Below are 13,015 nucleotides of genomic sequence, written 5' to 3'. Positions count from 1 at the left end.
GCCGAGCGTCACCCTCCGGCACTGATAACTCAATCTCTAGATATCGGGTAGCAAGGCCCCGGACGTCGGTTGCCCTGATGTCTTTGCCTTCGTCGTACCAATGTGGGACGAAGGCAAGAAACCGCCATAAATCCTGCACCGAAACCGCCTCGGTCAGATCCAAAACCACGTGTATAGCCATTGAGACACCGCCGGTTGATTACCTAGGGGCTAGGAGGTGATTCACCTCACCTCCTATGTATCACTAGTGGAGCAGACAATCATGCTGTCGTCTAGTGACATGGAGTGTGCCCATTCGTCCTTCGCAGACCCCCGACGCCCGCCTGGAGAAGTGGACCGCTAGGCGGACGCAGGTCGGCGGCCGGATCCGCTACCTCCGACTCGAGCGTGGGCTTAGCCAAGAAGCACTGGCGTTGGAGGCGGGCGTGAGCAGAAATATGATCATCGGTGTTGAGTGGGGCCGCAAGAGCATTGCCTACGAACGATTATGGGACTTGGCGGATGTTCTGGAAGTAGACGTAGCTGAACTTTTTAGGCCTGTCGTTCCCAATTCCGACGCCTAGGCCATTCACGCCCCGGGTTCGCTAGGCAGCGCTTGCCTGCGGGCGTGCGAGGGCCTTCCCCAAGCTCCACTCAGGGGTGATCATTGGCGTGGGTCGGTGATACACGGACGCCCGCCAGTCGGTTGTTGCAGGGGCCGCTCGGGGACCGCAGAATGTTCCCGCCCCGAGCCTGTCCTCGGAAGTTGCGTGTTAATCTCGGTACCGAACGAGCCCGTGCCGTGTATCGCCGGCCTCGCGGGTGCTAGACCTACTTTCAACCGTAGCCGGGTCGATCCGCACCTACGGTTCACTGTTGCGTTCAGCGCTCTGAGATCTGCCGATGGTCCGATGAGTGGAAACGTCCAGGTTCGAAATGACCTATTTGTGCACAGTTTCGCCTAAAAGGGGATGAACAATTTCTCCGAGTAGGCGTTCGGCATCCGAGACGTCCTCTAGTCGCATTACGGCTTCACCTCGAAGCACCTTGGCCATGCGGTCGTAGCCAATGCCTGTGAGCGCTGCGTAGCTGCGGATGCTATGCCCTTTGTCCCGGAGTCGGCCTGTGATCTTCCGCGCCAGGTCATGTTGAAGACGAGCTGCGTTGATCCGGGAAACTTCCAGCTCTGTGGTGCCGTCCAGCCACGTGATCTCCGCATCCTTGCCGAAATTTAGTCTGTCCGATGGAACGGCCATGAGTCGGGGGTGGAAACGGGGGTCGCTCATAGCTACACACTATGCAGTTTCCCGTCAAAAGGTGCATCCGTTGGCCGCATCCGGGCGACCCTGAACCTTGTGGGCCCTCTAGGCCCTTTCTTTGAGGGGGTGAAGTGCTTCCGGTTCGGCGACGCCGCCGCCGGCCGCCGGATGCTTTTCTCATACCCCGACCAAAAGGCTTGTGGTGGGGAATCTGCGCCGAGTCGCCAAGAGTATATGTCTAATAGACATATACTGTGGCGGGCGACCAACCGCCCAGCCTATGTTGCAGAGGTAGGACATGAAGACGAAGAATCTACGTGGAACAGCGGACCCATACCGAAATCTAGTTAATGCTTCGGACCGTGCTGTCATTGCGTGGACGGATCTCAGCGGTGTGGCGCGTACTTCAGTTGCGGACCAGCGGTGCCTGCAGCACGGTCTAGAGTCCGCCCGAATCCTGCGGCGACCCGTGAAGTACCAACACCGCCGTAACTACGAGGGTTACTACTGGTGTTCAGGTAGCGGTGAAAGCGTCTGGTACGAGTCAATGACGGAGTATTCCGCGCTGATGCATCTCGACCACACTCTGAATTTGATCAAGGTGGCGGCGCAGCCCTTGTGCATTCTGTTCACCGACGGTACCCGCCACTACCCGGACTATTTCGCGCTACATGAATCCGGCAGGCAGGTCCTATACGACGTGCGCCCTGCGGAACTTGTGGATGAAAAGGCGGAGATACAGTTCGCCAAGACAAGGGAAGTCTGCGCGAAAATTGGTTGGGGCTATGAGGTCCTCCACGGGCTCACCGGGATGCCGAGACATAACCTTGAATGGCTGGCCGGATATCGACATCCATATATCGACCTTGGGCTCCAGATGCGCACCCGCATCCTTGATGAAGCCTCCGAGCCCTCTCCTTTGGCGCAACTGGCTGTCGCCCTTGATTCGACGCACCCGGTCAGATTCTTACCGGGCATATATCACCTCCTCTGGCGAAGGGACCTTACTTATGACCCGTCCAGACCTCTCGGATGGCACACGATCGTTGAACGGAGAAAGCGTGGATAGCGTCCAGCTAGGTGAAATTTTGAGTTTTGAGGATGGGGATTACATCTTCGAAAGCGTCCACGGGGCAATCCTTGGTCTGCGAAATACTCAGACAGGTGAACGAATGTCCGTTCGTGTCAGTGCGTTGCCTGCCCTGCTGACCGCACCACAGCAGTTTACTGTCGAGAACCCCGGCCCGCGCTCTCTTGAGTGGGCAGCGCCACAAGACTCAGAGCGTGTAGTCATGCTGGCTGCCCATCTGGAGGAAATGACGTACGGGACACCGCTAGACGGACTAGAACGGCGATCCGAATACGACACTGACATAACGTCTCTAGCGCAGCGGATTGGCAGCAAGGTCATAGAGCTCACTGGAATGGGAATCAAGTGCTCGAGGCGAACTCTGTCGAGATGGGACCGCGATTACAGGGAGGGGGGCTATGAAGCGTTACTGGATAAACGACAGGAGCGCCGCGACGAGCCTCTGGGCCGCTTGGATGAGAGGGTAAAGGGAGTCCTGATCAGCGTGATAGCCGACCAAACGAATCGGTCGACTGGATCGGTGGCTCGACTCATTCACAGCTTTAAAGCGGAGCTGATCAGAACCTACCCCGGGCAAGACATCCAGGTTCCCTCAGACCGAACTTTGAGACGCCTAATCGATGCTTTATCCCGGGGAAAGTACACCACCGGGAACGCACCAAACCGCCGGACCGCCGCCAACGCGCCCAAGCGCATGTTCAGCCCACGGCCAGCCATCGCACCCGGACACGAGGTACAGGTGGACTCCTCACCGTTCGATGTGATGGTCGTGATCGGAATCGACCAGGAGAGCGGAAAACTAAGGGTCGGACGGGCAAATTTAGTCATCATGCTGGACAAGGCAACGCAGAGCATCATCGCCACCAGCGTGCGACTTCAAGGCGTCAAGGGAGTGGACCTGGCCTTCATGCTTGCCCAGTGCCTGACTCCTCGCCGGCTGCGGCCCGAAGGACTGGTCGCATTCAATGAGTACGAGTTGGCCGAGATGCCATGGGCAAAATTCCTCTCTGCGGATGAGGCTGCCAGATTTGAGACGACCCGGCCATTCATCAAGCCTCAGCGCATCATGAAAGACAATGGCTCCGACTATGCATCTGCCGTTTTTGAGTCAGCCTGCAGCCAATTTGGGATCGACACTACAAGTGCGGCCATCCACACGCCCACCGACAAGCCAAATGTGGAGAGGGCCTTCCACACGATCAAGACCAAGTTCGCTCAGTACCTGCCGGGTTATACCGGTGGCAGCGTTGACCACCGCGGAGAGCATCCCGAGAAGGAGGACCTGCTCGACGTATACACACTGGCGGAACTGTTCGAACGATGGGTAGCGATTGTCTGGCAGAACATGCGGCACGAATCCCTCCGCGACCCCCTCGTGCCGTCTATCGTCCATTCTCCAAACTCGATGTACATGGCGATGTTCCCGATGACTGGGTACGTGCCGCTGCCCCTTTCCGCAGACGACTACATCGCCTTGCTCCCTACAGAACTGCGAACCATTCAGATGGACGGTATTCAGATCGACTACCGGCGCTATGACGCGCACGATCTTCACCCCTACAGATTGCAGGGCTCGCCTGACGCCAGCCGGGGCGGAAAATGGACGGTCCACTACAACCCGCACGATCCCAGCGCGGTGTGGATTCGTGATCCGGAAGGAAGCGGTTGGATCCAGTGCGACTGGATGAACCGTGACGCGTTCGCCCGGCCCTTTTCCGCCAGCATCCGCCGCGCCGCCCGGGAAATTACCGCTGCCCAGGGCGTCCTGGGAGACGAGGCGAGCACCAAGGCTGCGATTGAGCTGATTGGGCACACAGCGGCGGCACGCAAACGCCACGCGGTAAAACAGGCACGCCAAGAGTCCGCGCGGAACCTCGCATTACTGTCAGGGGCGAAGCTGCCTCTCCCGGTTGTGCTGCCTGTGGTAAAGGTAGTCGAGGAACAAGACGTCGACGACGTCGACGACGTCGACGAGGAGTACGACGAGATCGAGATGTTTGACCCGATGAAGGGGCTGACAGATTGATCTTTACCGAAGTCGACGCTGTCAGACTGGATCGGCACGAGGATTTGAATGCGCTGTTGGCCGCCAAGCCAGCCAAGCCTGAATTGCCTAGCTTCGAGCTGCATGCTGCCCTTCCCAGGCAACAGCGCCAGGACTTGGACACCCGACGGCTTGACTATCTGGCTGGTGGGCTCACGGCGTCTACACCTCAGGTCCTAACTCTCATCAAGAATGTCCGCCTTGCTGTGCTGGGCAACAGGGGTCGCGCCTCCGGCCGAACCGGCGTCATGGTGTCGGGTCAATCCACAGTTGGCAAGACCACGGCATGCATTGCAGTCATGCGCGGCCTCCGAGCCATGTACTCGCATCAGCATCCCGAATTCGAAAGCCGAGGCGAGATCCCGGTGGCTTACGTCGAAGTGCCCGCTGGCTCTTCGGCGAAGGCAATGATCGGAAGATTCGCCCACTTCTACGGACTTGAGTTGCCCAGAAGATGCACGCTCGAGGAAATACTCAACGCTGTCGTCACGGCCATGCGTACTTGCTCCACGCAGCTGGTAGTAGTTGACGAATTGCAGAATCTCAGCCGAGTAAGCCAGGGAAACGGTGAGTCGGTCGACGTACTCAAAAGTCTGTCCAATCAAGTTCCGTCGACATTTGTGTACTCCGGTATAAACATCCACCAGGGCGGCCTGCTCCTGGGGGAGCGGGGCAACCAGATTAGTCGACGTTTCACACTGCTCGAAATGCACCGTTATGGCAACGCCACGAAGGAGGAGGTGAAGGCCTGGAACGGCATCGTCATGGCCTTCTCGAAACAGCTGCCGCTATTGGCTCATGACCCGGAATCAATACTTAGAGATGCTGCATGGCTTCACAAGCGTAGTGGCGGCAACATCGGGACTCTTCAACGCATTCTGGTGGGTGGGGCACAATTGCGAATCCTCGATGGCGACCCCGGAAAAGAAGCTCTTACACGCGAGTTCATGGAAGCAATTCCCGTAGACATGGTGGCGGAAAACGATGGTGCCGTGCTGCAAGAAAGCCCCGCCTTGCGGCAGCTGGTGGGCTGAATCGTGGTCCCCGACATGAGCCGAGCGTTTCCCGTCAGGATCCGCCCCCGGCATTTGGAGACACCGGAGAGCTATGGACGACGGCTGAGTCTAGCAAACGGTCTGCCCGCAGACTCCTCAACAAAAGCAGCCCGCCAGATCGCCGGGGAGTCCGAAGCTCCGGTGCTCAGCGGAGCAATCGCCCAGTGGTGCGAGATCAAAGGAGACCTTCAGGCCGGGCACTTCCAGCGTCAAGCCCAACGTGCCAGCGAGGGCCTCCCAACGCGCACAATGTGCCGACTCTGTGCCTACGGTGAGGCCGTAGAGCAATTCGGTCATGCAGAATCATACTGCTGCCTACGGCACGGTTTATGGACCGGTTCGCAGACAGGTTCCCGCCCTCAGACTCCCATCGATGATCAGGTCCGAGCCTCCGAAATCCGGTACCGCCGGTTGCGTCGTTCCGGCCGGGCGCCTATCGCCTTGGTGCAGGAACTGGCCGTCATCGTGAACCGGCATCATGATGAGTATGGAATCGAAGACAGACTCGATACTTCCAACTACTGCGAAGTAGTCGATCTTGCCCAGCTTCTGACGAACCGGTCCTTTCAACGGGATCTCCTTCGACCTACACTGACGTTCGCCCAGGCACGCCGGCTGCTCGAAGTAATGGTCGCCGCGCAGCTAGCGGGCAGCGGCGTGATTCTCATTGACGGACTGTGGAGGCTGCTTCGACCTGCTTTCCTGGCGGTGCGTGACAAAGTTGACGGCCGGAACCACCCGGCACCAGCCATCTGCCGACTTCTCGGCATCGATCCGGGATGCTTGGCAGGTACGACCGAGATCCATCGACCACTGGAACCATTCAACCGCTACCTTGACATGCTTGCGTCCTCACTTGCCGACTCGTGGGCAAATGCTTGCGAGCTGACGTTGGTGGCAGGGCAGAATGACCGTCCCCGTGCCGCATCCAAGCAGGATGTCTGGATAGCTTCCTTCATATGTAAAGAGGGCCACTGGCACAGACGCACTCTGAATACTGCGTTCAGCGCGTTGAAGCACGGCCGGGACGGCTGCCCATACTGCGCCGGCCTTCGTGCGCTGGCTGGATATAACTCCATGACTGAAACTCACCCACGCCTGGCCAGCGAATGGCATCCGACCATGAACGGAGACACGACGCCGTCGCATGTCACCGGAGCAGGCAACTCGTCGTCCTATTGGTGGATGTGTCGCTCCGGACATGCGTGGCAAGCCACGCCCAATAACAGGGCGAAAGGACAAGGTTGCCCTTACTGTTCGGGACGGAGATGCCTGCCGGGGTTTAACAGCCTCGATGTGACCCACCCGCGCATTGCTGCAGAATGGAACCATCGACTCAATGTAAACAACGTACCCTCAATGATCACGGCGGGCAGCGGTGCTCACATCGAGTGGATCTGTCCCCGCGGCCACGAGTATGCAGCACCGCTGGTAGCCCGGACCGGGGCCGGAAAGGGATGCCCAATCTGCGCCAACTTGAAGGTCTTAGCGGGATTCAACGACTTGGCCACCTCGCATCCACACATCGCAGAACAGTGGCACTCTACCCAGAACGGCACTGTGACACCCCAAACCGTTGTGGCTGGATCCGGCAAGAAATACTACTGGCTCTGCCCAGCAGGCCACGACTACCTTGCCGCGGTATCAAGCCGAACGAACGGAAAAGGCTGCCCTGCCTGTGTAGGACAGCGCGTAATTGTCGGGTACAACGACCTGCGCACAACGCATCCACACGTCGCGACAGAGTGGGACTATGAGAGAAACGGGGATCGCACCCCTGAAGGCATCATCGCCGGAAGTGCTTGGATGGCACAGTGGATTTGTCCGCTTGGACACAGCTACGCAAAACCGGTTAACAAGAGGGTCGTTGGCTCGGGCTGCCAATATTGTTCCAACCGCAGGCTCTTGCGGGGTTTCAACGATCTGGCAACGAGATACCCAGAAATCGCCCGGGACTGGCACCCTGAAAAGAATGAGTCATTGGCGGCCAAAGACGTAGTTCCAGGCAATGCCAAGCGATGGTGGAAGTGTTCCGCTGGCCACGAACTCTCGGGAACAGTGCCGAACAGGATCAAAACCAAGGGCTGCTCCCGGTGCACTCCAGACAGACGCGTCCTCAGGAGTGAATCATCAGCTACCCGGCAAGGCACGGATGCTGATCGCCAAACGCGTGGAGTTCACTGACCACCCGGTTGGCCATGCAGGGCGAAGGCAGGCCAGAATGGCCATCGAGCGAATTCGAATAATCCGAGGTGCAACATCCTGGGGTCTGTGTGACCTACTACGGGAAGCTTGTGCGCCTGTGGCGAACCTGCAATCCGAAAGCGGGCGTTGCCTGATAATACTCAAGCGTGAATAAAACATATGAACTCCGCACCCTTGACCAGATTGACGGGCTGAACCAACCTCAGCCTATGAAGCCCATGTGGACGGAGTATGCGTGGCCAGAGGCCAAGGGCTTGCCCAAGGATCGCTTGGATAATGAGCAGCGCCTCGCCGCGGTCCGAATCGACAAAGGCAAAGACGTTGACGGATGGTGGGCGCTCGATGACCTGCTCCGGGTCGTTGCTGGCCTGCAGATTGTCAAGACCGCCGATGACCGTTGGACCCTGCTCAAACCTGCCGACCTCGTTAAGGTCATGACGGTTTTCAGGCTCATCGGGGCGGACAGCCACCTCGAGGTTTGTCTGCCTCCCGAGTACCAGGAAATCTTGCAAGCGTCCCCGCAGGCCGCCGACGATCAGGTCAGGAAGGCGGTTGCCCTACAACAGACAGCCGCCTAGGCCTAAGTAGATTGTGAGCAGCCGCCGGTCTACTACCGGTGGACGCAAGCCCCGCCGGTCGGCCCCCGGGGCTTGCGGCCGGCCGGCGGGTCATCATTGAGCGTGTACCGTACCTCGGTCGCTTCGTCGTCTTAAGGCTTCTCGAATAGGCCGGATCAGTTACCCATGTCGAGGTCACGACCTTTCAGCCGTATTGGAACCACCGCACACCTGCTCACTGTCGCCTCGGGGTATACATGCCCCGAGGAACCCTTCAGATCCGTCCAAGCTTCAGACGATTCTTGCCACTCGTCGAGTCATTCCGGCGGCTTTGTACCGGGCCCGTTCGGATTCGTCACCGGTGACCTGCCTAGCGGTAGACAGCGAGCCTTAGTGGGTACACCGTGGTCGATCGTGTCGACCGCCGCCCCCGGTGATAGCCCTATCGGTTCGCCTCTTCCTCGCAATGTTGAGCCTCCTACGCAGGCTGTCCCGGCACAGAGCGGGCCCATATCGAATGCGACCGCAAATTGTTCGCTAAGCTCTGCGGGAGGCGGATGCGTACATATTGTGGTCCACGATGTCGTGACGACCTTGCCGCTTCCGCCAGCACGTCCGAGCATCAGGCAACTAGTCAGTAGTAAGGGAAGGTAGCCATGGCCAGCGTCCAGCACCTCTCAATGCGCGTCCCATGGCGAGATCGGGCCTGGGACGACCGCGTATGTGACTCACCTCTGGGGAACTCTTCCTGCACCCTTCTAACGAATATCGGCGCTAACCGTGACGACCTCTACGAGCAGGCCAACGCCGGTGCGACCATCAACACCCTGGATTCGAACCGTCTGCCCTGCCTCAGCGAGCGGGCGGCCTTCATGTCCCCGAACGGCTATCGAACGGTGAAGACCCATCCCTACGCCTCCAACGCTGCACTAAAGGGAACCTTGCATCCCACGCCGGTAGACGTTCCAGGCTACGCATTCGAGGCTGTGCCCTACCGATGGCTGAACCGCCGCACCCTGTACGAGGAACTGGGCGCTAACAGCGTCCGGGGATTCAATGCTGAAGCCGAAACTGCCGCCGATAAAGCGCTGGGCTGGAATGGCGCTGCGTGGGTGATGGACGGAGAAAACCAGCAGGCGGTGATCCGGGAGTTCTTCGACCCGGTCGCGGCCGGCGAGTCACTAGTATTCATGTACCTCAAGCACTCTCCCTTCCAGGAAGGAGAACAAACCGGTCGACTCTTGGTAGGTGCCGCCCTGATCTCCCAGGTCATGCCTCCACCGATGTGGGCGCAGAGCGGGAAGCCGCCGTTCAGCTCCTCGATGTGGGAAACCATAGTGACTCACAGCTTGCGCCCCGACATGGCCGATGGGATCCTCCTGCCCTACCAGGAGCTGGTGGCGCTCATGGACGCGGGCACCGACGTCTCCGCAGCATTGGCATGGGCCCCAGAGGGCCGCGACATCGAATTCTCCTATGTCACCGAGCACGTCAGTGACGACGCCGCGATTCAAGCCCTAACAGGCCTGTTGTCGGCGGCAAGATCCTGTCGGAATCTCGGTGCGGCGCTTCCGGACTCCGCCGTGGCATGGGTTGAAACTCAGATCGAGCGACTATGGCAAATGCGTGGACCGACTCCCGGGCTGGCCGCAGTGCTCGGTCACCTCGGGGTCGAACGACCGAACGTGGCCGCACGCGCAGTGATGGCAGCGTGCGGAGAGGAGGGCGACCCGTGGGGGCTCCTCGCGTCAGGATTCGCCGACCGCAAGAGCTTCTCCAGTGCCTTGCAACGTGTGGTCGGACCATCGGTCGGGCTGGTCTGGACGGGTTTGGACCAGGAACATAAAGATGCGCTCCGGCTTCTCTCAAGCCTGGACCTCAGCCAGGCTCAGGTGAAAGTCCTAATGGAGGACGACACCGCGGTCTCTCTTACGCTGGAGGAGCTGCTGGGCAACCCTTATTCGGCCTCGATATGCACGTATGGTCAGGAAGAACACGTCCCGTTCACTACCGTCGACCGCGCCTGCTTCCCCCCGGGTCATGTGTCCTGGGAGACTCCGCTGCCGGAGATGGCGCGCATGGGAGACAACCTAGACCCGCGTCGGATTGAGGCGCTCCTGATAGATGTCCTGGAGTCCCGCGCCATTCAGGGCGACACGCTTCTCCCGCAGGCAGAAGCCTTAGACCTAGCGACCAGCTACGAACTCACGCGACCGCCTCAGCTCTCCGGCACGGTCCTCAAGGGTTTGGGCCTTGACCGGGCATCGCTGCAAGAGAAGCAAGACGCGGGGGAGTGGTCGGCCCTACTCGGAATCGATCTGGCTGACGGCACTCCCGGTTTAAAGTGCATGCGCCACGATGACATCTCTTACGTCATTCGTGAATGGGTCGCTGCCCAACGTGCCAAGCCTGATTACGGGGAACTCGAAAATGCCCGCGAGCTACTTGATAGATCACTCGATGACAACGTTGCAGTGCCGACGTCGAGGGAAGTCGACGAAACGGAGGAACGCGCGAGAGCTGAGAAAGCCGCAGGGCTGTCCCAGCTGTTCTCCTCATCTCTGGGCGTGCTCATCGGGCCGGCAGGCACTGGCAAGACGACGTTGCTGCGTGCACTCGTGGGACTCGACGGCATCGCTAGGGGGTCCGTCATCCTCCTCGCACCCACCGGTAAGGCCAGAGTCCAACTGCAGACCAAGGTGGGCCGACCAGCCCACACTTTGGCGAGCTTTCTGACACATACTGGTCGGTGGGATGGCGCGCGATACCGGGTCACTGACGATCCTGGCACACGCGTGCAGGCGGATCTCGTCGTCATTGACGAAGCCTCGATGCTCACCGAGGAGATGCTGGCCGCGACTCTTGATGCCGTCCGGGACGTTAAGCGGCTAGTGCTTGTCGGTGACCCGCGCCAGCTACCGCCGATCGGTCCGGGGCGCCCCTTCGTTGATCTCGTGACCGAGTTGCGGCCCGAAGAGTTCTCCGGCGCAGCACGTGTGGGCGCCGGCTACGTGGAGCTGACCGTAACGAGACGCCAATTGCCGGGTGGCAACGACGGCGTCAGGCACGACCTTCAGCTTGCGAGCTGGTTCGGTGAGCGTTTCGGTGGTGCCGCCGAGGAGACGGTCTGGGAGGACTTGCGAGACCGCCCTTCGACGCCCACCCTCACGTACGAACCCTGGGGACCTCGCCCGGCGGCCGCGGTGCTGACGGATGCGCTGGAGCGCTATCTGCCAGGGCTTGCCAACAGTGAGGATTCGGAGCGCGGGTTCGCACTCACCTACGGTGGGACAGAAAGTGGCCAGTACCTGAACTGGGAACTGGGGGCAGGGAAGCACGCCGATGCGTGGCAGATCCTCTCGCCCACTCGTTCGCGGGCCTTCGGGGTCACCGAGCTTAATCGGCACCTCAAGCGCACGTACCGTAGCCAAGATCTGGGCTTCGCCAAGGGATACCGCGCGTGGAACATACCCGAACCTCTGGGCCCCGAGCAAATCACACGCGGTGACAAGGTTATGCAAACCAGGAACACGCGCATGAGGGGTTGGGCGCGCGATAAGGCCGTCGAGAAGTTGGATTTCATTGCCAACGGCGAGATCGGCGTGGCAATCGGCCATCTCATCTCCGCCAAGAAACAACCGAAGAAGTCGCTTCAGCTGAACGTAGAGTTTTCTTCCCAGCCCGGAGTCACCTACTCCTACCGGCCTACTTCGAGCGACGACCCAAGGTTGGAGTTGGCCTGGGCCGTTACGGTGCACAAATCCCAAGGATCGGAGTTCGGAACCACGTTTCTGGTACTCCCGGCTCGCACGAATGTTTCTCGGGAACTCATGTATACAGCGCTCACGCGGCAGCGCGACCACGTCGTGATCCTTCACGAGGGAACTCTCGAGGAGTTACGCGAGCTAGCACACCCGTGGCGCTCGGAAACGTCTCGCCGACTCACCGACCTGTTTGCCCCGCCTCAGCCGGTCACCATAGAACTTCGAGGTGAGTCTAGGCGCTTCGAACGCAAACTCATGCACGTGACGACCAATGGTGTCGCGGTGGCGAGCAAAAACGAGGTCATCGTTGCTGGGATCCTGGACGAGCTTGTTCCCGGACATTGGGAGTACGAGAAGCCGTTCACGGGCTCGGATGGCCGAACGGTCCTGCCGGACTTCACTATCACCCTGCCGGACGGGCGGACAATTTACTGGGAGCACGCGGGCATGCTTGACCTCCCCGATTACTCCCGTAAGTGGGCGCTGAAGAAACAGTGGTACGTCGATCAGGGAATCGCACCGCACGGCGCGAGCAGCGGGACGACGGGGGTTCTGATGTGGACGGACGATCGCATGGGCGCTGATGCTCAAGCGTGGAAGAGTCAGGCGCAGGCTGTCTTCGGAACCAGCATATTCACCCCGATCCCAAGCGACCCTGACTCCCGCCGGGGTCGCCGTGCTCCAAGAAAGGTCGTACCCTCCGGTCCTGGCGACAAGCCCTGAAAATACGCCTCGCAGTATTCCTCACCGTCGATCTCGTCACGTACCTGCTTCGCATGTGGGCACTTTGGTGCCCACACCTCAAATCAGCCGCACGTTGTGGTCTTGAGCGCTGCCTGGCAATGCTGGCGTCGACGGGCATCATTTGTTCGCAGACCGGCCGGCCCTCGATGGCCCGGTCAAGAGCGGGCTTCGGGAAAGATGCCAACTTGGATGGCAAAAGTGCGTGGTGCGGCACGTCAGGAAACCGCAGAGTCAGGCGGATATGTTTTCTGCCGTGTGGCCAGCTTGGCTGTCATCTCACATTTGTGAGATAGAAGATGAGATAGATCCACCAGAGGG

General features: G+C 59.7%; 8 protein-coding genes. 7 read left to right on the top strand and 1 reads right to left on the bottom strand.

The window, feature by feature from the left end; translation table 11 throughout:
- Positions 1–275: 275 nt before the first annotated feature.
- On the top strand, positions 276–563 hold the full coding sequence (locus ACFVTG_RS02565; RefSeq protein ID WP_390277694.1) for a helix-turn-helix domain-containing protein: 288 nt from the start codon (positions 276–278) through the stop codon (positions 561–563).
- Positions 564–920: 357 nt separating this feature from the next.
- Here ACFVTG_RS02565 and ACFVTG_RS02560 read toward each other — a convergent pair whose 3' ends face one another.
- Positions 921–1,265 carry a hypothetical protein gene (locus ACFVTG_RS02560; RefSeq protein ID WP_390277692.1) on the bottom strand — a complete coding sequence of 115 codons (345 nt, stop codon included), beginning with the start codon at positions 1,263–1,265 and terminating at the stop codon, positions 921–923.
- 271 nt (positions 1,266–1,536) lie between these two features.
- Between ACFVTG_RS02560 and ACFVTG_RS02555 the strand changes: the two genes are divergently transcribed.
- The 6 genes from ACFVTG_RS02555 to ACFVTG_RS02530 all read left to right on the top strand — a co-directional run bounded on the left by ACFVTG_RS02555 (position 1,537) and on the right by ACFVTG_RS02530 (position 12,676).
- Complete coding sequence (locus tag ACFVTG_RS02555) at positions 1,537–2,307, top strand: TnsA-like heteromeric transposase endonuclease subunit (protein WP_390277690.1); 771 nt, start codon at positions 1,537–1,539, stop codon at positions 2,305–2,307.
- Positions 2,300–4,354 (top strand): Mu transposase C-terminal domain-containing protein, encoded by a 2,055-nt coding sequence (locus ACFVTG_RS02550; protein ID WP_390277688.1) that lies wholly within the window; start codon positions 2,300–2,302, stop codon positions 4,352–4,354. Before ACFVTG_RS02555 ends, ACFVTG_RS02550 begins: the two co-directional genes overlap by 8 nt.
- Positions 4,351–5,406 (top strand): TniB family NTP-binding protein, encoded by a 1,056-nt coding sequence (locus ACFVTG_RS02545; protein ID WP_390277686.1) that lies wholly within the window; start codon positions 4,351–4,353, stop codon positions 5,404–5,406. Before ACFVTG_RS02550 ends, ACFVTG_RS02545 begins: the two co-directional genes overlap by 4 nt.
- 15 nt (positions 5,407–5,421) lie before the next feature.
- Entirely contained in the window at positions 5,422–7,611 is a 2,190-nt protein-coding gene (locus ACFVTG_RS02540; protein WP_390277941.1) for a zinc-ribbon domain-containing protein, read from the top strand.
- Between the two features lie 167 nt (positions 7,612–7,778).
- A complete protein-coding gene (locus ACFVTG_RS02535) occupies positions 7,779–8,210 on the top strand; it encodes a hypothetical protein (RefSeq protein WP_390277684.1) in 432 nt (143 codons plus the stop codon).
- Positions 8,211–8,845: 635 nt separating this feature from the next.
- Positions 8,846–12,676 (top strand): AAA family ATPase, encoded by a 3,831-nt coding sequence (locus ACFVTG_RS02530; protein ID WP_390277682.1) that lies wholly within the window; start codon positions 8,846–8,848, stop codon positions 12,674–12,676.
- Positions 12,677–13,015: the final 339 nt, after the last annotated feature.

This window comes from Arthrobacter sp. NPDC058127 (assembly GCF_042884555.1).
Classification (GTDB): Bacteria; Actinomycetota; Actinomycetes; order Actinomycetales; family Micrococcaceae; genus Arthrobacter.
This window is presented reverse-complemented; position numbering and strand designations above follow the sequence as displayed.